The sequence below is a fragment of the Arabiibacter massiliensis genome (assembly GCF_902386925.1).
In the GTDB taxonomy this organism is placed as follows: domain Bacteria; phylum Actinomycetota; class Coriobacteriia; order Coriobacteriales; family Eggerthellaceae; genus Arabiibacter; species Arabiibacter massiliensis.
On sequence record NZ_LR698996.1, the window covers coordinates 2,621,902 to 2,641,977 of the forward strand.

Consider the following 20,076-nt stretch of genomic DNA (forward strand, 5'->3'; position numbering starts at 1 on the left):
CCTCATGCTTTCACGGGGAAGGTGACGGTGAACACGCTTCCCACTCCCAACGCGCTTTTTACTGAAACCGATCCGCCGAGCATTTCGGCAAGGTTCTTCACCAAAGCCAAGCCAAGGCCGCTTCCCGTGCGAGAGTCGGCAGGTTGGGATGATTGCGAGAATCGCTCGAATATCCGCTCGAAATCCTCTTCGGGAATGCCTCTGCCCGTATCGCTTACTTCGAGGATGCACAACCCATCATGCGCGTCGTAGCGGACGCCGACGTCGACCCGTCCTCCCTCCTCGGTGAATTTCAAGGCGTTGGCAATCAGGTTCACCAGTATTTTCCGCACCGCCTCCCAATCGCTCACCACGATCGGCGTGTCCTCGGGAACCGAAGTTGACAGCGTGATGCCTTTCTTTTGGGCCAAATGCTTCGTCGAGGCAAGGGCGGCGTTGACCACGTCGGCCAGATCGCCCTCCTCATGGCAGAGCTCATAGCGCCCCGCCTCCAGGCGCGCAAGATCGATGGTGTTGTTGATCATTCCCAACAGCACCTGGCTGTTCTCCTTGATCTCATGAACGGCGACGGTGCTTATGTCGTCGCTTCCGGCTTTTTCGTCGCTGCCCAGATCCTTTTCCCACATATCCGCGAAGGCGACGATGGATGAAAGGGGAGTTCTCAATTCGTGGCTCATCATAGTGAGAAAGTTCGACTTCTCCTCGCTTTCCCTTTGATGCCTCTCTGCCTTCTCTTCGAGCGGCCTCGTGATCCATGAGTTGACTCCATGGCGCACCAAAAGGCCGAGGAACACCATGAGGAGTGCGAAGAAGAGGCCTGTCTGGACAAGTCGTGCAGATCGTTCCTGCTCGTACGTGTCCAGGGGGATGGAGATGCTCACCGCCCCGGCGACATCGCCCAGCTTCATGCCTTCTTTTTTGAACCCAGTTACGTCCTTCTCGCCTCGAGGCTCGCCATGGCACTCGAGGCATCCTGTCGTTATCTCGAGCTCGTACACATAGCGGAAAGCCCCCTCGCTCCCCTCCGGCGAAAACGCGTAGTACTCCGAGTCGCCTCCTCCGACGAACTGGTCGAGCGCCCTTGACTCGAAATCATCGGGATGGTCGGTGCCTGAGCGCGGATCGTATCTCACGTAGCGCACCCCGTAGGAGTTCGACTGCATCGTGAATCGCTGGGCAATACTCTTTCCGGCAACGGAGCAGTAGACCCCCTTGAAGTCGTACGAACCATCGGAATTGTAGTTGATGAGATCTTGGGAGTCGTCCACGTAGTTCCAGGACGCCTGCATGGCCATGCGCAGCGACCGCGCCACTTCAAGCACTTGGTTCTCGTAAATATGCTGATAGGAAAGGAAGCTGCCGACGACGTAGGCGATTGCCACGAGAACGATCGAGATCGACAGCAGGAACCCAAGGCGCGCCGAAGCCTTCTTCACGGTCGTTTCCCCCTTCTTCGATCCCCGTGAGCAAGCATGATGAAAGGCCGGCGAACTCCGTCCACCGGCCTTTCGAGCAGCGAGGGAGCCCTCCCTCGTTACCTCCTAAGCAAGAAGGTCGATAGACTCTTGCGCCATGTTCCGAGCTCGTTCGACGTAGTTTATCATGCCTTCGGGATTGTGGGCGATCTTGACGCCGTCCCTGCCGTGCACATACGAAGCCGCGTAGCTCACATAATAGGTGGCGAGATTGTATTTGTCGCGCGCCTGGTCAAGCGTCGCCTCATCGACCGACCCATCTTCGATGACCGTCAGGAGGGTCTCTTTCAGCTGCGCCAGCATGGCATCGACTTCCGCCTTCTTGTCGGCGAAGTTGCTCTGCGCGGCATGCACGTACTCCACCATCTCGTCGGTAGACTCGATGCCCTGCGCCTCATGGCAGGTTAGGCAATACTCGAGGGCCGTCACGTTCTCGAGGACCGAACCGGAGGCGTTGTGGGAAGTATATTCCTCCTTGTTCCCGTTCTCCTGGGTGGGCATGTGGCAGCTCGCGCAGGTCATCCCCAGGTTTTGATGCACGCTTCCGGCGAAGTTCTCGATGTCGTAGGTGGTCGTGTTGACGAGGACCAGGCCGTTCTCGTCGAACTGAACGCGCGTCGATCCATCCTCGGCATACTCCTTGTACAGGGCGTCGGCGTCGTAGCCGTACTGGTAGGGATGGTAATCCTGGATCGTGAGCCCGCGCTCGTCGCCTGCGGCGAACTTCACGATGTTGCCCCAACTGTTGTGGCATTGGGCGCACACTAGGGTTTCAGGCGCCTGGTTGTCGAACGCCCCCTCCGAAAGCTCGTCCCACGTCGAAATGCCCGGCCTCAGGGTCAAATCGTCGATGCTCTCGTGGCAAGTCTCGCAATCCCAGGCCGATTCCATCACCTCGTCCAGGTTGATCTCTCCCAAGCCCAGCTCGAAGGTCTGCTCGCCGTACTTCTCGTAGATGTCGTTGTAGGCGCTCGACTTGCATGCTATGCACGACAGCTTCATGTAGCCGGGTTGGTCGACTTCGATGGTCTCGAACATGTCTTCCATGTTCTGCCGCAGCATCGAATGCGTGTGGTTGTATTGGCCGTCCGTCTTGTATCCGCCGCCTCCGTCACGCCATTTGTCGGTGAGGAACGATGCGTACTGGTCGGGATATGCGGCGACCCAGTCTTGATACGTCGCGTCTGCTTTGCCCCCTTGCTCGGATTCGTTCAGGCTGCTCGGGGCGCAGCTGGCGGTTGCAAGAGTCATCGCCGACAGCGCCGCCACCACGGTAACCGCGATGCCGAGTTTGATCGGTCGCTTCTTGTTAGTGCAGTGCTTCATGAAATCCCCCTCTCTTCCTTGCTTTTTCATACGCTCCCGGTGCTGGACCCATTGTATCGACGAACTGTGGTTTGGCGTTTGAGAGGCGATTGCGAACCTATTGCTGTTCCGCAATCTGGTACCTGGCGCATAGGAAAAGGAAGTTCTTTCCATCTCGGTTCCCGGCAACTTTTTCTTCCATTTCCGAAAATCGATGCAACACTCGCGCCGTTCGCGTACTCTTATAGCAAAGACGTCTTGGAGAGGGGCACGGCTGATCATGGATGCGCGCATGTTCGCGAGTCGCTACGGTACGGTCTATCACGACCTGTACCGGTTCGCGCTCTGCATGATGGGGCGGGCCCACGACGCGGAGGACGCGGTGAGCGAGGCGGTTCTCGCCGGCTTCCGGCAGCGCCACCAGCTGAGACGCGACGACGCCTTCAAGCCGTGGATGTTCGCCATCCTGGCCAACGTGTGCCGCCGGAAGCTGAAGGGCGCCTCCCGGGTGCAGCCGATGGCCGACCTCGCCGCCGTCCACGAGCCGTCGGCCGCCTTCGACGGGCGCCCGCTGCCGGAGGGCGCGGCGGACGACCTGCGCGAGGACGTGCGCCTGGCGTTCTCCGTGGTCAGCGAGGAGGAGCGGCTCATCGTGTCGCTCTCGGTGTTCGGCGGCTACACGAGCGCGGAGATCGGCGAGGCGCTCCAGCTCAACGCAAGCACGGTGCGCTCGAAGCGCAAAAGGGCGCTGGAGAAGATGGGCGCGGTCTTGAAGGATGTGGCGCGATGACGACGCAGAACGAGAACGACATCATGCGGGCGATCGACGAGGCGACGCGCGACGTCGCCGTGCCCGAGTCTCTCCGGCCGGAGGCGGTGGAGCGGCTGCTCGAGCGCGAGCAGGCCCGCGAGAACGCGCAGGTCGCAGCCGCGGCTGCAAGCAAGCGCCGCGCGCCGTCCGGCTGGCGCAAGCGGGCGCTTCCCTGGGGCATCGCGGCGTGCCTCGTGCTGGTGGCCGGCGTGGGGCTCGTGGCGGGCCGCGCCATCTTGGACGCGCAGGGAGGCCCGAGCGGCGGCGACGATCCCGGGCTGTTCCCGCTCGGCAGCGGCGCGTTGGAGCCCGCGGTCGACCCCGACGCGCCGGTGGACGCCGGCATCGCCTCGGCGGAAAGCTACGACCAGGTGAAACAGTGCTTCGACGACTACAAGGCAGAGCAGGAGCGCCTCTACGGGGCCGACGGCGGCGTCATGCTCCTCGAGTCCGCGCCCTCGGCGGGGGCGGAGGAGAGAGCGGCGACCTCCGCGCAGGACACGGCGTCTCCGTCGAACGCGGCTCCCGCTGCCGCAGCGGGCGGCGGCCACTCCGACACCAACGTGCGCACGGAGGGCGTCGACGAGGCCGACATCGTCAAGACCGACGGCGAGCACCTCTTCATCCTCCAGGACAACGCGACCGAGATAGCGGTCGTGGACGCGACGGACGACGCCATGAGGAAGGTGGGCAGCATCTTCTCGGGCAACCAAGGCCAGATATCTGAGTTCTACGTGCGCGACGGCAAGGCGCTCGTGCTGTCAAACGTGTCGCTGACCAGCACCGACAAAGACGGATACGAGGTGTACAACGGCTCCGAGGTGCAGCTGGAAACCTTCGACGTGTCCGACGTGCAGAACCCGAAGCTGCTCGGCACGGTGACGCAGAGCGGCTGGTACCAGTCCTCGCGCCTCGCGGACGGCCACCTCTACCTGTTCAGCACCTACGTCGTCCCCTACAGCGAGGAGGGCGACGACATCGAGCCCTACATCCCCCGCGTGGCCGGCCAGATGGTGGCGTGCCAGGACATCTACCTGCCCCCGTTGGCGGGCGCGAGCCAGTACCTGGTCATCGCCTCGGTCTCCGTAGACGACCCCACGCAGACGGTCGATCAGAAGGCGGTGCTCACCGACTCGAACTCCCTGTACGTGAGCGCGGAGAACATCTACGTGTACGAGAACAAGTGGCGCATGAGCGTGGCGCGCGACGGCGACGGCGGCGCCGACCAGGGCCGCATCACGGTTCGCAAGATTTCCTACCACGACGGCCAGCTGGAGGGCGTGGCGCAGACGAAGGTGAGCGGCACCCTGAACGACAGCTTCAGCATCGACGAGCACGAGGGCATGCTGCGCCTCGTCACCACGGTGAGCAGCTGGGACGCCGACGCCAAGCAGCAAACCTCCACCAACGAGGTGCACGTGCTGGACGGCAACCTCGAGGAGGTGGGCTCCATCACGGGCCTCGCCGAGGACGAGCGGGTGTACTCCGCGCGGTTCTTCGGCGACACCGCGTACTTCGTCACCTTCCGCGAGACCGACCCGCTGTTCACGGTCGACCTCAGCGACCCGACGAACCCGCAGATCATCGGCAGCTTGAAGATCCCCGGCTTCTCGGAGTACCTGCATCCCTACGGCGAGGGCAAGCTCTTGGGCATCGGCATGGACGTGGACGAGAAGAGCGGCGTCACCAACGGCATGAAGGTGACCATGTTCGACGTGTCCGACCCGACGGACGTGAAGGAGGCCGACACCTTCCTCATCGAGGGCGCCTACGGCTCCGACGTGTTCCACGAATACCGCGCGGTGCTCGTGAGCGTCGAGCGCAACCTGATCGGCTTCTCGGGCTACGCCGATCGCGAAACCTACTACGTGTTCGATTACGCCGACGAAGCCGGGTTTGCCCAGCTCATGGCCGAGGAAGTGAACGGCAGCGGCTGGACGGGCACGCGCGGCGTGTACATCGACGACACCCTGTACGTGGTGAAGGGCAACGCCGTGGAAAGCTACCGCATCGGCACCTACGAGAAGGTGGACGACCTGCTGCTGTAGAAGCTGTCTGGCGACGAAAACGCGCATGATGTCATCCTGAGCGGAGCGCGCCAGCGCGGAGTCGAAGGATCCCGTGCGGCGCCAGCAGTGACGCTTCCGGCTGTCGCCGCAAGGGATCCTTCGACTCGCTTCGCTCGCTCAGGATGACACCTCGAACGACGAGCGCATCCCGACCGTGAATTTTGTCCGGTCGGGACGGTTTCCTTCTGCGCTTTAGCCGATTGGAGTACAATGGCGGGCGACTGATCGTTTGAGCGGAAGGATGCGCCATGGCAGGTATCGAGGAAGTCGAGTACATCTGGAAGAACGGGGAGCTCGTGCCCTGGGCCGAGGCCACCACGCACGTCCTGTCGCACTCGCTGCATTACGGCTCCGGCGTGTTCGAGGGCATCCGCTGCTACCAGAACCCCGACACGAAGAAGAGCTACGTCTTCCGCCTGCGCGACCACATGGAGCGCCTGCACCGCAGCTGCAAGATCGCCTGCATCGACCTGCCGTACTCGGTGGACGAGCTGTGCGACGCCACCGTGGAGGTCATCCGCAAGAACAACCTGCCGTCGTGCTACATCCGCCCCATCGTGTTCCGCGGCTACGGCGTGATGGGCGTCGACCCCACCGGATCCACCACCGACGTGGCCATCGCCGCGTGGCCGTGGGAGAGCTACCTGGGCGCCGACGCGCTGGAGAACGGCGTGGCCGTGGGCGTGTCGTCGTGGCGCCAGCGCTCGAACAACGCCATCCCGCCCGCGGTGAAGAGCACGGCGTCCTACATGAACTCCATCCTGGCGAAGCTCGAGGCCAAGGAGCACGGGTACGCCGAGGCCATCATGCTGAACGAGGCCGGCCTCGTGTGCGAGGGCACCGGCGAGAACCTGTTCGTCGTGCGCGACGGCGTGCTTTCGACGCCGCCTTTGTCCGACGGCCTGCTCGAGGGCATCACGCGCGACACGGTGCTCTGCCTGGCCGACGACCTGGAGATCCCCGCCATCGAGGAGAGCCTCACGCGCAGCGACCTCTACATCGCCGACGAGGTGTTCATGACCGGCTCGGCCGCCGAGCTCACGCCCATCGGCAGCGTCGACGGCCGCGTCATCGGCAAGCCCGGCGAGATCACCCGCGCCCTCCAGGAGCGCTTCTTCGACGTGGCCTACGGCAACATCGAAGACTACGCCGAGTGGCTCGCTGAAATCTAGCGACCTTGTCATCCTGAGCGGAGCGCGCGGCGTCCCTGCTTGTCATCCTGAGCGGAGCGCGCGGCGCCCCTGCTTGTCATCCTGAGCGGAGCGCGCCAGCGCGGAGTCGAAGGATCTTCGGCCGAGCGGAGCGTACGTTGTTGAAGATCCTTCGACTCGCTTCGCTCGCTCAGGATGACAAAAGGAGGGCTCCGCTCGCTCAGGATGACAAAAGGAGGGCTCCGCTCGCTCGGATGACAAAGAAGGGGCTTTCGCTCGCTCGGGATGACAGGCTGCCCTTCTCCATGACCTCGAAAGGATGCGTTTTGACCAAGATCCTCACGTACGACAGCACGCTGCGCGACGGAGAGCAGTGCGAGGGCATCACGCTGTCGCTTGAGGACAAGCTGCGCATCGTCGAGCGGCTCGACGCGTTCGGCATCGACGTCATCGAGGGCGGCTTCCCCGCGTCGAATCCCAAGGACATCGCGTTCTTCCAGCGCGTGCGCCAGATGCCGCTGCGCCACGCGCGCATCGCGGCCTTCGGCTCCACGTGCAAGAAGGACGTGGCGGCCGCCGACGACCAGGGCCTGCGCGACCTCGTGGCCAGCGGCGCGCCCATCGCCACCATCGTGGGCAAGACGTGGGACGCCCAGGTCACGCGCGCGCTGCTCACCACGCTCGACGAGAACCTGCGCATGATCGCCGACTCGGTGGCCTTTCTCAAGGAACAAGGGCTCGAGGTGGTGTTCGACGCCGAGCACTTCTTCGACGGCTACAAAGCCAACCCCGACTACGCGCTCGCCTGCGTGCGCGCGGCGAGCGAGGCCGGCGCCGACTCCATCGACCTCTGCGAGACGAACGGCGGCGCGCTGCCGCACGAGGTGGCCGAGATCGTGGCCGCCGTCGCGCGCGAGCTGCCCGGCCAGCAGCTGGGCATCCACTGCCACAACGACTCGGGCTGCGCCGTGGCCAACACGCTGGCCGCCGTGCGCGCGGGCGCGGTGCAGGTGCAGGGCACGGTGAACGGTTTCGGCGAGCGCGTGGGCAACACCGACCTGCTCACCGTCATCGCCAACCTCGAGCTCAAGATGGGCCGCACCACCGTGGGCCCCGACAACCTGCGCGAGCTCACCAGCGTGTCGCAGTTCGTGGCCGAGACCTGCAACATGTCGGTGCCGGCGCACCATCCCTACACGGGCGCGTCGGCGTTCGCGCACAAGGGCGGCCTGCACGCGAGCGCCATCGCGCGCTTCCCCGAAGCCTACGAGCACGCGCGCCCCGAGAGCGTGGGCAACACGCAGCGCATGCTGGTGAGCGAGCTGGCCGGCAAGGCGTCGCTCGTGGCGAAGGCGCAGGGTCTCGGCATCGACCTGGCCGAGCACCCGGAGAAGACGCAGGCCATCCTCGACGACATCAAGGCGCGCGAGGCGCTGGGCTACTCCTACGAGACGGCCGACGGCTCGCTCGCCCTGCTGCTGCAGCGCCACCTGGGCGCGTATCGGCCGCACTTCACGCTGGAGAGTTTCCGCGTCATCGTGGACGACCATGAGGACACCGGCGCGCTCGCCAAGGACGCCATGAGCGAGGCCACCATCAAGATCCACGTCGGCGACCAGCGCTTCGTGGCCACGGGCGAGGGCGCGGGCCCGGTCGGCGCCCTCGACAACGCGCTGCGCATGGCCATCACGGCGTTCTTCCCCAAGGTGGCCGACATCGAGCTGGTGGACTACAAGGTGCGCATCCTCGACGAGAACGTGGGCACCGACGCCATCACGCGCGTCGTCATCACCACGCGCGACCCCCGCGGCAGCTGGGGCACCGTGGGCGTGTCGGAGAACATCATCGAGGCCTCGTGGAACGCGCTCGTCGATTCCATCGAGTACGGCCTCATGCGGATAGGGGAGTGACATGAGCGATCTCAGAACGCCCGAAGTCGAGGACCTGCTGCGCGTGTTCGCCGCGCTCGACGACGAGGACACCATATTCTCCCTGTTGGAGGACTTGTTCACCATCCGCGAGATCAAGGAGACGTCGCAGCGTTTGGCCGTGGCGCGCCAGCTGGACGCCGGCAAGTCCTACGCCGCCATCGAGGAGGCCACCGGCGCCTCGGCCACCACCATCGCCCGCGTCTCGAAGTGCCTCAGCTACGGCGCCGGCGGCTACAACGCCGCCCTGAACGCCCTCGACGACGCCGACAAGAAGCGCCGGTAACCCCCTCCTTGTCATCCTGAGCGAGCGAAGCGAGTCGAAGGATCTTCAACGACGGATATCCCCCCTGATCGAAGATCCTTCGACTCCGCGCTAGCGCGCTCCGCTCAGGATGACAAGGGGGCGTCTGCAACCCGTCCCTGCCACGCAAAACCTTGATTTCTGCAACGAGCGACGGTTTTGCGCGCGTTGGGAGGCCGTTTTCGCATGGTTTGACCCATGCAGGCCGAGCCGTCGCTTTGCGACCTGGTCAAACGCCCGGCAGGGGATTTGTGGGCCGTTGAGAACCTGCGCAAAACCGTCGCTCGATGCGTTTTCGCAAGGAATTCGTGGCGCAGGAGGCGCTACCCCGTCACGGGGGCGGCGTCCTCGTCCGAGAGCGCGGGGGCTTTCGGGCCGCTTGCCGGCAGCGCCACGGGGTCGCCGTACTCGTCGATCGTGCCGTTCGCGCGTCCTTCCAGGTAGGCCTCACGCGCCTTGCCGCGGCGGAAGCTCACGTCGGCGCGGCCCGTGTGCAGCTGGTAGCAGTACCAGAACACGAACGGGATGCCGATGATGCCGTTGAACAGGCCCCATCCCGCCATGAAGTCGGGATTGAACCACGCGGCGCTGTTCATGATGGTGGGGAACAGCGCCGGGAAGCAGCTGCGCAGCAGCAGATGCGCGCCCAGCGTGTAGATGCGCCCGGTGATGTAGAGCTCGGGCCGGCGCATGACGATGGGGTACAGCTCGGCCGCCGCCAGGATGCAGCAGGTCGACGCGAAGAACTCATGCCCCTCGGCGTACGCGAAGCACGCGTTCCACGTGGTGTAGAGGAAGTTCCACATGGGCACGGTGTAGGAGAGGATCTCGCCGTGGCTCGAGGTGTCGTACTTCCAGAACTTGTCGCCGAACGGCATGGTGACGCACAGGATGAAGCCGGCGAGCGCGTTCATCATGTTGCTCATCTGCACGTCGCGCAGCGTGGCCTCGGCGATGTTGCAGAACACGATGCCGTACAGCGTCCAGCGCACCCAACGCTTGCGCATGGTGCGCCAAAACGGCGTGTCCTTCTGCTCCACAGCGGCGATGCGGCCCACGCCGGCGAAGATGAGCGGCAGGATGACGGAGAGGTTCTTGGCCCAGCGGAACCAATCGTCGCCGGGGATGTTGGCGATCCACAGCGGAATGGTGACGAGCGACACCACCCACACCCACATCGACGTGCGGTAATGCCGTCGCATGAACTCGGTGAGCAGCATGGCAGCACGGTGTACACAACCATCGACACGGGCGTGATCCAAACGGGCACGGTCATGGGAATCCCCTTTCCCCCGGTGAAGCGGCAGCTGCCGTGGAGCGGCATGCGAGGCCGGCGGCGTTGACGCCGTCAGTCTAACATCGCCGCCCGTACCGCTTCTTTCACAAACCGCCCGTCCGTGTGAAAGACTTCGCGTGCAGCGCTCGTCTGCCCCCATGCCGGCACTCGTCAAGCAAGGAACTCCTCGATGCGATGGATCGAAGTCATGGCGCTTTCATACGGGACGTCCTCGTACAGAAGGGGAGTCGTGACGTTCACGTAATCGCTTCGGTAAACATCCTTAAGCGCGATCTCGCCGAGCAGCGCGGCAAGGTCAACGCCGCTTTTCGCGGAGAGGCAGCGCTCGCTCGGCTCCCGTTGGGATCGAACCTCGGAAAACAAGGAGAGCAGCTTTTCGTCCAAGCGAACATGGTCGAGCAGCTTGAAGAGGTCGTAGACATGCCGGGATTGCCGATAGATGGCATGCCCGCCCATGAGGTAGTAGTCGCACAACGCGAACGTCTTGTCCACGAACGTGCGGTCGAGGGAGTTTGCCTTGACGGTGAACTGCTCGAGGCCGTATTGCTCGACGAACTCGCCCCGGTCGTGCTCGCTTGCGAATTGCCCGATGAAGGTTTGGATCGGCCGTTCTCGATAAGGGGAGGCAGGAGTCATCACGGCTGTTTCGAACAACAGCATGTCATCGGTTTCGGGAAGTGCGATTTCGTAGCGATTGTACTCGCGCCGGCTGCGGGTTTCATCCAAGTTGGGGATTTCGAGGCCGAGCTGCTCCGCGCTCTCGACGACCGCCCTCTTTATCCTCTTGCGCATACTTTCGGTCGCATGCTCGTAAGGTATCCCGAGATCCACGTCCTCCGAAAAACGATGGATGACCCCGTAGCATTTTGATAGGCAAGTGCCACCCTTGAACACGAGGTCGGAATTCCGTTGTGTGACCTCGCGGAGCATCGTCACCGCGTAGTAGTCCTTAAGCACGTAGCCCTCGCTCAGGCCGAGCACATTGGATGCGGCCTTGATCGATTGGCTCAGCACGTTCGGATCCTCATGCAAATACACCGCACGCCTCGCTTTCCAACAGCATCTTCGAAGTCTTTCCCGGATAGCATGCGGCGCACTCGGCCACTTTGTCGCGTCCGGCTTTGGCGGCAAGGGCTTTCAACGCGCGGAGCTCGTAGCTGTCCATCGAGGACGGCGGCCGGCGGGTGATGAGGTCGAGGAACATGAGGGCGTCGACGTTGCTTCTGCTCACTTCGGTTCGGGGCTTCCTGATAACTATCTTTCGCCAACCTCCGAACGGCTTCACCTCCCTGATCCATCTGCTCGATTTGTTAGTGGTGATCTCGAGCACCGCCGGCACCTGGGTGGACACGCCCACCTTGTTCTCGAGGGTAAGGCCCGAGTAGTAGCCGTACACGTCGTCCCCGTCGGTGATGTACTTGCGCTCCACGACGTCTTCGGCGCTTGGCGTGGTCTTGCCGAAGATGCCGTCCTGAGCGATGTAGTAGACGCCTCTCTTGTACCTCTCGAGGAACCCCCGCTCCATGGAAGCATCGATGTTCTGGTACACGGCGGCACGTGTCACGTCCGGGAATAGGGATATGACGTCTTCCGGCAAGATCGGCTTGTCGTAGCCGAACCTCTCGAGGAGTGTTTCGTCGAAGTTCTTCATGAGGGCATTGTACCTTGTTTCCTTGCACTATACAAATTTACAGAAGAATATTGAAAATTTATATAGTAAAGTACTGTCTTTCACAAACCGCCCGCCTGTGTGAAAGACTTCGCGCGCGTGGGCTTCGTATACTGCGGGCAGGCGCGCGGCGGGCGAGGGGCCCATCCTCGCAGGGACGCGCAGAAGGGGGCGATCCTCATGGGCATTCTGTATCAGGCCGAAGATCCGCTGTACTGGGCAATCTGGCTGTTCATCCTGTTCGCGCTCATGGCGTTCAACGAGCTGGGACGCGTGAAGCTGTGGGCGGGCATCACGCTGTTCGCGGTGGTGCCCGCGGTGCTCACCATCTTCGTGTGGCCCACCACGGCCGCGCCGGGCAACCCCTACGGCACGGGCACGTGGTTCAACTGGGTGAAGACGTACTCGGCGCTGGCGGGCTGCCTCGGCTTCATCGCGCTGCGCTTCGTGAAGTGGCGCGGCGCGGACGGCCAGGTGCACCACCTGTACGAGAAGCGCTGGGCGCTCTGCTTCCCGCCGCTCATCCTGGCCGTCAACATCGCCGAGGCCGTCGTCCGCGACTTCCAGGTGTTCGGCTTCGGCCTGTGGCAGGGCGGCGTGGTCGAGAACCTGTGGACCATCTCCGGGCCGTGGAACATCATGAACGGCATCGCCGGCATCCTGAACATCGTCACCATCTGCGGCTGGTTCGGCATCTTCATCTCGAAGGACTCCGCGCGCGACATGATCTGGCCCGACATGATCTGGGCGTGGATCATCGCCTACGACCTGCGGAACTTCGCCTACACGTACAACTGCATCTCCGACCACTCGGCGTACTGCGGCCTGGCGCTCTTGCTCGCGTGCACCATCCCCACGTTCTTCATCAAGAAGGGCGCGTGGCTGCAGCATCGCGCACAGACGCTGGGGCTGTGGATCATGTTCGTGATGACGGTGCCGCAGTTCGCCGACGTGCTGGCGCCCATCCCCACCACGCACAACCCTGCGGCGTTCTTCGTGGTCAGCCTGCTGGCGCTCGCGTCGAACGTGGCGCTGGCCGCCTACCAGTTCCGCCGCATCCGCCAGCGCAAGCTGAGCCCGCTCAAGGACGAGCTGTACGCCGACACGAAGGCGTATCGGCGGGTCGTGGAGGAAAACCGCTAGGCGCACCCCATGACCGACGCCGCGCATCTCCCGTATAATGGACGCGAGCAGGACCACCCTGCGCGCGTCCATGCGCGCTTCGGAGCAAGGGGAGATGCCATGCGGCTGGGCACCAGGCAGACCAGGTACGCGCCCGCGCGGCGCGAATGCGGGCGCGCGCTCACCGAGAGCCGCCGCCTCACGGGGCCGGCCGGCGACATCATGCTGGCCGCGCGCGTGCTGTTCGAGCGGCAGGGCGTGGCGAAGACCACGGTGAAGGACGTGGCCGCCGAGGCCGGCGTCACGCGCGAGCTGGTGTACTACTATTTCGAGAACAAGCAGGCCGTCATCGACGCCGTGCTGGACGACTACGTGGAAGACCTGGTGGAGAGCGTCATCGTGTGGAACGAGTCGCGCCGCTTCGGCGACACGCCGGGGTCGCTGCGCACGTGCATCGCCGCGTTTCGCCGCGCGCTCTACGACGCCGAGGGCAACCAGCGCCCCATGATAGCCGTGCTGGAGGAGCTGGGCGTGCGCGACGCGTTCGACGTGCGCGCCGTGCGCGAGACGGTGGACTGCATCAACGACAACATCGTGGCCGAGTACGCAGCGTACCATCAGATGGAGATCGAATTCGTGTACGAGATGTTCTGCGTGGTGATCTTCGGGCTGGTGGGCCTCGTGAAGATCAACCCCGCCATCACCGACGAGGCCCTCATGAAGGTGGTGGAGCAAACGCTGCACCTCGACATGGAACCCCTCGAGGCACCCGATGGCATCGGGGATGCCGGTTAGGTTCGCTCGCGGATGCTCTCACGGAAGTATTGCGAAAACACAAGATTTCGCAATCAAACGCTATTTGCCGCGTGCTTCCTCGCCTTCTTACAATGGAGGCAGAGAAAAGCCCGCTGTGAAGGCGGGGGACGAGGAGATGGGGGTGAACATGGCAGCGAAATGGAAGAAGCCAGTTCTCGTGGGTTCGGCGATGGCGCTTGCCCTAGCCTGCGCCGCATGCGCGCCTAAGGCCAACGACGGCGATCTGACCGGCGGGAAATCGGGCGGGGAACCGGCGGCTGGTGCTGTCGTACAGACATCCGACAAGAGCTGGGAGCAGTGGCAGGGCGAGTATCCTTTGCAGGTTGGCTCCTTCTTCGACGGTCTTGACGAGGTGGAGTCGTGGGACGGCAAGGTGCACAGCCACTCGATGCTGTACAAGAACGTTCCTGCGATGGCGAACGGCGTGGACAAGTTCGGCACGGCGTGCATGGCGTGCAAGTCCACTACCGGAACCGACCTGTACAACGAGATGGGCCTCGACGCGTTCAGCCAGCCCTGGGAGCAGTACGGCGATTCCGTGGACTGGTGGGACTGCGGTTTGTGCCACGTGGACGGCACTCCCGGAGGAGAGCTGCACTACAACGGCATGGCGGCCACTGCGTTCGGCGGCACCTTGCTGGACGGCCTTCCTCAAGAGCAGGCCGTGTGCGGCCAGTGCCACAACTTCTACGGAGCCGTGTACACGCGCGGCGGCCTGATGCAGAAGATGCAGGACGGCGAGGTCGATCCGAAAGGCGTCGATCCCTATCGGTATGGAACCGACCCCGACAGCCTGATGAAGGCAGCGCTTGAGGACGGCTATGTGATGAACGTGGACGAGAAGACGGGCATCGCCTCCTTCCAGGCGAACCACCCGGAGGTGGAGGTTTTCCAGGGCAGCGTCCACGAGAGTCTGGGCATGGCCTGCATCGACTGCCATATGCCCACCAAGACCTCGGAAGGCGGCGAGGCGTTCACCTCGCACAACGCCTCATCCTCTCCGCTCGAGAATCCCGAGGCGCTCGAGTACTGCCTCACCTGCCATAAGGCTCAGGGGATCGAGTCGGCGGATCAGATGATCGAGTTCGTGCACGCCGCGCAGCAGGAGGCAGCCGACCTCGAGGCCGCGTTCGCCGAGAAGCAGACGCAGCTGAAGTCGCTCATCGCCGACGCCGCTGCATCCGGCGTGATAAACGAGGCGACGCTCCAGCAGGCACGCGACATCTTCACGCGCGCTACCTGGTACGTGCGCTACGCCGACGGGGGCGGGGATTTCAAGGGACAGAAAGTAGCCCACAATCCCGAGGACATCGTGTCCTACATCGAGCGCGCGACCGTGATGATGGACGAGGCCATCGCGCTGTTCGCGTGATCTTCGCCGCAACGGCGCCCGGCTCCCCGGTGGGGCCGGGCGCCGTGCTATGATGGCCCCACATCGAGGGAAGGGGAGGGCGATGAAGGCTCGGCGGTCGCATATGCAGCTGTGGGCGCGGTTCGCCGTCCTGGTGGGGCTCGCGGGCGTGGTCGTCTTCGGCGTGTACCTCGCCTGGTCGACACACGCCGAGTCGGCCGAGAACGAACGCCGCGCGCTGGCCGAGGCGCGTGTGCTGAGCGCCCAGATGGACTCCTCCTGGGACTACGTCGACTCCATCCAGGACCGCATCAACTACACGGACGGCACCTTCGATTTTAAAGGCGTGTACTGCTCGGTGGCGGGCAAGAGCATCGCCAAGCGCTTCACCGACCGCACCGACTACGTTATCCGCTACGTGCGCGAGGACCCGCGCAGCGGCACCGACGAGCCGGACGAGTTCGAGCAAGCGGCGCTGGACGCGTTCGCGCACGAAAGCGTCACCGAGCACTACGGCATGCAGGAATATGAAGGAGCCCAGGCGTTCCGCTACGTGTCGGCGTTGCGGGCGGAGCGCAACTGCCTGGAATGCCACGGCGAGCCCGCCGGCGAGAAGGATGCGACGGGCTTTTTGAAAGAGGGCATGCGTCTGGACGACCTGGCGGGCGCGGTGAGCATCGTGCTTCCCATGGACGCCATCGTGGCGGAGTCGAACGCCGACCTGGCGGGCACCGTGACGTTTTTCTGCGTGCTCATGGCGGCGGTGACGGCGGTGCTGTTCTGGGGCCTGCGCCGGTGGGTGACCGCACCCATCATATCGGAGAACGACATGCTGCGCCGCGATGCGGAATCGCAGTCGAACTTCCTCAGCATCATCACGCACGAGCTGAAGACGCCGCTCTCATCCATACTCGCGTTCACCGAGCTGTGGAAGCGCGGCGGCCACGCCGACCGGGACGTCGACCGCGAGCTGGTAGAGGAGATCGAGACGAACAGCCACGTGCTGCTTTCCATGATCAACAACCTGTTGGACACGGCCAAGATGGACGAGGGCAGCCTGGCGCTGGCCGAGGAGGACCTGGACGTGTACGACGTGGTGGGGCTCGTGAAATCCACGGCGGGCCCGCTAGCGAAACGGCGCGGCGTGTCGCTCGCGGCCAGCATCGCGCCGGGCACGCCCATCGTGCGCACCGACCGCGAGATGCTGCGCCGGGTGATCCTCAACCTGGTGAGCAACGCGCTGCGCTTCACGGGCGAAGGCGGCTCGGTGTCGCTTCGTCTGTCGTACGGGGAAGGGGTGTTGACGGTGGAGGTGCAGGACACGGGCGCGGGCATCCCTGAGGATCGGCTGGCCACGGTGTTCGACCGCTTTGTCAGCGCGCCCGGCTCGGAAGTGTCGGGCGAGGGCGGAACGGGCCTGGGGCTTTCCATCGTGAAGCGCTATGCCGAGATGACCGGCGGCTGGGTCAAAGCGGAAAGCGAGCAGGGGCGTGGCAGCACGTTCACGGTAGTGCTGCCCATGCCCGCGCGCAGCGAGGAGGATGAGGGCATATGACGACGCACGCCGAAGAGTCGATGGTGCTGCTGGCGGATGACGATCAGAGCCTGCGAACAGCCACGGCCCGCTTGCTCGAGGAGGCGGGCTTTCGCTGCCTGGAGGCGGTCGATGGGGCGGATGCCCTGGAACGCTACGAAGAGGAGCGCCCCGACCTGGTGATCCTCGATGTCATGATGCCGAAGGTGGACGGGTTCGAGGTGTGCGAGCGCATCCGCGCGAAGGACAAGGCCACGCCAGTACTCATGCTCACGGCGAAGGGCGATATCGTCGACAAACGCGTGGGATACCGCATGGGCGCCGATGACTACCTGGTGAAGCCCTTCAGCGGCGAGGAACTCGCGTTGCGTGTGGGAGCGCTGCTGCGACGCTCGCGGGAACTGGCGGGCGAGCGCACCCCGGCGCGGCGGACGGTCGTCGTGGGCGACGTGGAAATCGATGTGGTGCGCGGCGAGGCTCTCGTAGCCGGGGAGAAGGTGGAGCTGACCCCGAAGGAGTCGCGCATCCTCGCGGTGCTCGCGGAGCATCCGGGCGAGGTGTTCGACCGCGACGACCTGGTGAGGGCGGTGTGGGGCGAGGAGTACGTCGGCACGCAGATCAGCATCCCCGTCTACATTCGCAAGCTGCGCGAGAAGCTGGAGGACAACCCGAGCGAGCCCGTCTGCATCCAGACGGTGTGGGGAATGGGGTACCGTCTTGGCGAGGGCGGGGCGGGCGGCTCCTGCTGATACGCCGCCCAAACCACCTGCGGCTACGTGCGAAGCGTGGAGATTGCGGCGCGCGTTGCCCGCGCGTGATATAGTCATAGGGCAACCGTTGATTGGTGCAGGTGCACTAAACCCCAGCTCAAAGGGAGGAGAGCGGCGGGTTGGTCGCCGAACGAGCGCCGATCGCAAGGAGGTCCGCACATGTCACACACCGCGCGCGGCGTCGATCGCCGCACGTTCATCGCGGGGACGGCGGCGCTCGGCGTCGCGACCCTGCTGCGGCCGGGGCTCGCCTTCGCGGAGCCCACGTCCGCCGATAAGCTGGCCGAGGCCGAAGCCGTCCGCTCGCGCATCCTCACGATGCAAGACGAGCTGGAGGTCGCCTCCGACGGCTACTACAAGGCGCTCGACGAGCACGACGCGGCCGTTCAGGCCGTGGCCGACGCGCAGGCGCGCATCGACGAGGCCAACGCCAAGATCGCCGATTTGCAGGAGCGCCTCGCGCAGCGCGCCCGTAGCATGTACCGCACCGACCGATCCACCGCCCTCGACCTCGTGCTGGGCGCGACGACGTTCGAGGAGTTCGCCACGAACTGGGACCTGCTCAAGAACATCAACGAGCAGGACGCCGACATGGTGCAGGAGACGAAGGACCTACGCGCCGAGGTGGAGGCGGCCAAGGCGGAGCTCGAGGAGCAGGAACGCATCGCCGCGGAGAAGGCCGACGAGGCCGCCCGCATCAAGCAGGAGGTGGAGGAGTCCATCGCCACGCTCGAGGCGACGGTCCAGCAGCTCGACGCCGAGGCGCAGGCCCTGCTCGAGCAGGAGCAGGAGGCCGCGCGCGCCGCCACGGCCGCGGCGGCCGCGCGCAGCTCCTACGCCTATAGCACGGGTCCGGTGTCCAGCATCCCCTCGCAGGGCTCCGTCGTGGACTACGCGCTCTCGCGCATCGGCTGCCCCTACGTGTGGGCGGCGGAAGGCCCCGATGCCTTCGATTGCTCGGGGCTTGTCACCTGGGCGTACGCGCAGGTGGGCATAGCGGTGCCCCATCAGACCGAGGCGCAGTACCATGCCGCGGCCGCGCGCATCCCCGTGTCCGAGGCCCAGCCCGGCGACGTCTTGTGGGTAAGCTACGGCGACGGGTACAACGGCCACGTGGGCATCGCCTGCAGCGCCGGCGGCACGCATTTCGTCCACGCGCCCACCTTTGGTGCCTTCGTGCGCGACACCGACCCCCTCAGCTGGGCCGGCTTCACGCACGCGCTCAGGTTCGCCTGACCCCGCGCCGCGTTTGCGGTATGATGCCTATCGAAGCACGGAGCCGACATCGATAGGAGCACATCCATGACCACCCTGTTCGTGAACGCATGCCTGCGCGGCGAGGTCTCGCGCACGCTGGCCCTCTGCCGCGAGTACCTGGCTGCGCGCGGTGACGACGTCGTCGAGGTGAACCTGGCCGAGCTTCGCCTCAAGCCCTTCGACGCCGAGATGGTGGCCTACCGCGTGGAGAAGCAGACCGCGCGCGAGTGGGACGACCCCATCTTCGCGCTGTCGCGCCAGTTCGCGGAGGCTGAGGACATCGTGATCGGCGCGCCGTACTGGGATCTGTCGTTCCCTGCGGCGCTCAAAGTGTACCTGGAGCATGTGAGCGTGTGCGACCTCGCGTTCCACTACACCGAAGACGCGCGCTGCGAGGGCATCTGCAAGGCGCGCCGCCTCACCTATATCACCACGTGCGGCGGCTTCGTGGAGGGCGCGAACTTCGGCTACGACTACTTCTGCGGCATCGCCAAGATGTTCGGCATCCCGGAGACGCGGTTCGTGGCGGCCGAGGGGCTCGACATCGTCGGTATCGACGTGGACGCGCAGATGGACAAGGCCCGCGCCCAGATGGCCGAGCTCGATTAAGGAGAAGCGATGAAACGGCTGCTCGTGGTAGTGGATTTCCAGAACGATTTCGTGGACGGCGCACTGGGCTTTCCGGGGGCGGAGAAGCTCGAGCGGCCTATCGCGGACAAGATCCGCGCGTACTACGACCGGTTCGACGAGGTGGTGTTCACGCTCGACACGCATCGGCGCGACTACCTTGAGACGCAGGAGGGGCGCAACCTCCCCGTGGAGCACTGCATCGACGGCACGCCGGGCCACGAGCTGTACGGCGAGGTGGCGCAGCTCGCCGAGCATGCGACCGCGGTGTTCAAGAAGCCCACGTTCGGCTCGAGCGAGCTGTTCGAGTGGCTGCTCACGGCCAAGCGCGCCGTCGACGAGCTGGGGCTTCCGCCGTTCGAGAGCATCGAGGTGGTGGGCCTCGTGTCCAACATCTGCGTCATCTCGAACGCCGTCGTGGCCAAGACGGCATGCCCCGAGGTGCCCGTCATCGTGGACGCGGCCTGCACCGCCTCCTTCGACGACGCCCTCAACGAGAAGACCCTCGACGTCATGGAGGGCCTCCAGATCCAGGTGATCAACCGCGCATGAGGCTGGGGGGCGTCCCGTCCCTTTGTCACGCGCCTTTG

The 20,076-nt window shown here is 64.6% G+C and carries 18 protein-coding genes; 13 read left to right on the plus strand and 5 right to left on the minus strand.

Features of this window, described 5'->3' with window-relative positions:
* Positions 1 to 2: 2 nt before the first annotated feature.
* Together FX134_RS11165 and FX134_RS11170 are read right to left on the minus strand one after the other, a co-directional pair.
* Positions 3 to 1,436, minus strand: a complete 1,434-nt coding sequence (locus FX134_RS11165) for an ATP-binding protein (RefSeq protein ID WP_080801826.1) — start codon at positions 1,434 to 1,436, stop codon at positions 3 to 5.
* A 105-nt stretch (positions 1,437 to 1,541) separates the two neighbouring features.
* The gene (locus tag FX134_RS11170) at positions 1,542 to 2,801 is read right to left on the minus strand and encodes an ammonia-forming cytochrome c nitrite reductase subunit c552 (RefSeq protein WP_172623463.1); all 1,260 of its coding nucleotides are present in this window, start codon (positions 2,799 to 2,801) and stop codon (positions 1,542 to 1,544) included.
* Between the two features lie 259 nt (positions 2,802 to 3,060).
* On the opposite strand from FX134_RS11170, the gene FX134_RS11175 reads away from it, so the two are divergent.
* From FX134_RS11175 to FX134_RS11195, 5 genes are all read left to right on the plus strand, one after another.
* The gene (locus tag FX134_RS11175; RefSeq protein ID WP_080801831.1) at positions 3,061 to 3,570 is read left to right on the plus strand and encodes an RNA polymerase sigma factor; all 510 of its coding nucleotides are present in this window, start codon (positions 3,061 to 3,063) and stop codon (positions 3,568 to 3,570) included.
* Positions 3,567 to 5,639, plus strand: coding sequence for a beta-propeller domain-containing protein (locus FX134_RS11180; protein ID WP_080801834.1), 2,073 nt, complete (start codon positions 3,567 to 3,569; stop codon positions 5,637 to 5,639). The genes FX134_RS11175 and FX134_RS11180 overlap by 4 nt, the downstream gene beginning before the upstream one ends.
* A gap of 269 nt (positions 5,640 to 5,908) precedes the next feature.
* Complete coding sequence (locus FX134_RS11185; protein ID WP_080801836.1) at positions 5,909 to 6,832, plus strand: branched-chain amino acid transaminase; 924 nt, start codon at positions 5,909 to 5,911, stop codon at positions 6,830 to 6,832.
* Between the two features lie 305 nt (positions 6,833 to 7,137).
* The gene (gene cimA, locus FX134_RS11190; protein WP_080801840.1) at positions 7,138 to 8,721 is read left to right on the plus strand and encodes a citramalate synthase; all 1,584 of its coding nucleotides are present in this window, start codon (positions 7,138 to 7,140) and stop codon (positions 8,719 to 8,721) included.
* Position 8,722: 1 nt separating this feature from the next.
* Complete coding sequence (locus FX134_RS11195; protein WP_080801842.1) at positions 8,723 to 9,025, plus strand: YerC/YecD family TrpR-related protein; 303 nt, start codon at positions 8,723 to 8,725, stop codon at positions 9,023 to 9,025.
* Between the two features lie 341 nt (positions 9,026 to 9,366).
* On the opposite strand, the gene FX134_RS11200 is transcribed toward FX134_RS11195, so the two are convergent.
* The 3 genes from FX134_RS11200 to FX134_RS11210 all read right to left on the minus strand — a co-directional run bounded on the left by FX134_RS11200 (position 9,367) and on the right by FX134_RS11210 (position 11,991).
* The gene (locus FX134_RS11200; protein ID WP_232050927.1) at positions 9,367 to 10,263 is read right to left on the minus strand and encodes a hypothetical protein; all 897 of its coding nucleotides are present in this window, start codon (positions 10,261 to 10,263) and stop codon (positions 9,367 to 9,369) included.
* A 227-nt stretch (positions 10,264 to 10,490) separates the two neighbouring features.
* Entirely contained in the window at positions 10,491 to 11,354 is an 864-nt protein-coding gene (locus FX134_RS11205) for a nucleotidyl transferase AbiEii/AbiGii toxin family protein (RefSeq protein WP_232050928.1), read from the minus strand.
* 10 nt (positions 11,355 to 11,364) lie between these two features.
* Positions 11,365 to 11,991, minus strand: a complete 627-nt coding sequence (locus FX134_RS11210; protein ID WP_080801851.1) for a DUF6088 family protein — start codon at positions 11,989 to 11,991, stop codon at positions 11,365 to 11,367.
* A 198-nt stretch (positions 11,992 to 12,189) separates the two neighbouring features.
* On the opposite strand from FX134_RS11210, the gene FX134_RS11215 reads away from it, so the two are divergent.
* The 8 genes from FX134_RS11215 (at position 12,190) to FX134_RS11250 (ending at position 20,038) form a co-directional block, all read left to right on the plus strand.
* Positions 12,190 to 13,152: a DUF5692 family protein gene (locus FX134_RS11215; RefSeq protein WP_080801854.1), complete on the plus strand. Its 963-nt coding sequence runs from the start codon at positions 12,190 to 12,192 to the stop codon at positions 13,150 to 13,152.
* A gap of 99 nt (positions 13,153 to 13,251) precedes the next feature.
* Positions 13,252 to 13,926, plus strand: a complete 675-nt coding sequence (locus FX134_RS11220; protein WP_080801857.1) for a TetR/AcrR family transcriptional regulator — start codon at positions 13,252 to 13,254, stop codon at positions 13,924 to 13,926.
* A gap of 148 nt (positions 13,927 to 14,074) precedes the next feature.
* Positions 14,075 to 15,319 (plus strand): ammonia-forming cytochrome c nitrite reductase subunit c552, encoded by a 1,245-nt coding sequence (locus FX134_RS11225; RefSeq protein ID WP_172623464.1) that lies wholly within the window; start codon positions 14,075 to 14,077, stop codon positions 15,317 to 15,319.
* An 82-nt stretch (positions 15,320 to 15,401) separates the two neighbouring features.
* On the plus strand, positions 15,402 to 16,853 hold the full coding sequence (locus FX134_RS11230) for an ATP-binding protein (protein WP_172623465.1): 1,452 nt from the start codon (positions 15,402 to 15,404) through the stop codon (positions 16,851 to 16,853).
* Entirely contained in the window at positions 16,850 to 17,581 is a 732-nt protein-coding gene (locus tag FX134_RS11235) for a response regulator transcription factor (RefSeq protein WP_197735979.1), read from the plus strand. The genes FX134_RS11230 and FX134_RS11235 overlap by 4 nt, the downstream gene beginning before the upstream one ends.
* Before the next feature lie 180 nt (positions 17,582 to 17,761).
* Positions 17,762 to 18,838, plus strand: coding sequence for a C40 family peptidase (locus FX134_RS11240; RefSeq protein WP_080801861.1), 1,077 nt, complete (start codon positions 17,762 to 17,764; stop codon positions 18,836 to 18,838).
* A gap of 66 nt (positions 18,839 to 18,904) precedes the next feature.
* Complete coding sequence (locus tag FX134_RS11245; RefSeq protein ID WP_080801864.1) at positions 18,905 to 19,468, plus strand: NAD(P)H-dependent oxidoreductase; 564 nt, start codon at positions 18,905 to 18,907, stop codon at positions 19,466 to 19,468.
* A gap of 9 nt (positions 19,469 to 19,477) precedes the next feature.
* Complete coding sequence (locus tag FX134_RS11250; protein ID WP_080801866.1) at positions 19,478 to 20,038, plus strand: cysteine hydrolase family protein; 561 nt, start codon at positions 19,478 to 19,480, stop codon at positions 20,036 to 20,038.
* The last annotated feature ends 38 nt before the right edge of the window (positions 20,039 to 20,076 follow it).

Excerpts from the sequence above, each read along its gene's own strand:
- FX134_RS11240 (WP_080801861.1), top strand. The coding sequence starts at position 17,762 with ATGTCACACACCGCGCGCGGCGTCGATCGCCGCACGTTCATCGCGGGG.
- FX134_RS11195 (WP_080801842.1), top strand. The coding sequence starts at position 8,723 with ATGAGCGATCTCAGAACGCCCGAAGTCGAGGACCTGCTGCGCGTGTTC.
- FX134_RS11230 (WP_172623465.1), top strand. The coding sequence starts at position 15,402 with ATGAAGGCTCGGCGGTCGCATATGCAGCTGTGGGCGCGGTTCGCCGTC.
- FX134_RS11245 (WP_080801864.1), top strand. The coding sequence starts at position 18,905 with ATGACCACCCTGTTCGTGAACGCATGCCTGCGCGGCGAGGTCTCGCGC.
- FX134_RS11175 (WP_080801831.1), top strand. The coding sequence starts at position 3,061 with ATGGATGCGCGCATGTTCGCGAGTCGCTACGGTACGGTCTATCACGAC.
- FX134_RS11200 (WP_232050927.1), bottom strand. The coding sequence starts at position 10,263 with ATGCTGCTCACCGAGTTCATGCGACGGCATTACCGCACGTCGATGTGG.
- FX134_RS11170 (WP_172623463.1), bottom strand. The coding sequence starts at position 2,801 with ATGAAGCACTGCACTAACAAGAAGCGACCGATCAAACTCGGCATCGCG.
- FX134_RS11215 (WP_080801854.1), top strand. The coding sequence starts at position 12,190 with ATGGGCATTCTGTATCAGGCCGAAGATCCGCTGTACTGGGCAATCTGG.
- FX134_RS11185 (WP_080801836.1), top strand. The coding sequence starts at position 5,909 with ATGGCAGGTATCGAGGAAGTCGAGTACATCTGGAAGAACGGGGAGCTC.
- FX134_RS11225 (WP_172623464.1), top strand. The coding sequence starts at position 14,075 with ATGGCAGCGAAATGGAAGAAGCCAGTTCTCGTGGGTTCGGCGATGGCG.
- FX134_RS11235 (WP_197735979.1), top strand. The coding sequence starts at position 16,850 with ATGACGACGCACGCCGAAGAGTCGATGGTGCTGCTGGCGGATGACGAT.
- FX134_RS11180 (WP_080801834.1), top strand. The coding sequence starts at position 3,567 with ATGACGACGCAGAACGAGAACGACATCATGCGGGCGATCGACGAGGCG.
- FX134_RS11220 (WP_080801857.1), top strand. The coding sequence starts at position 13,252 with ATGCGGCTGGGCACCAGGCAGACCAGGTACGCGCCCGCGCGGCGCGAA.
- FX134_RS11250 (WP_080801866.1), top strand. The coding sequence starts at position 19,478 with ATGAAACGGCTGCTCGTGGTAGTGGATTTCCAGAACGATTTCGTGGAC.
- FX134_RS11210 (WP_080801851.1), bottom strand. The coding sequence starts at position 11,991 with ATGAAGAACTTCGACGAAACACTCCTCGAGAGGTTCGGCTACGACAAG.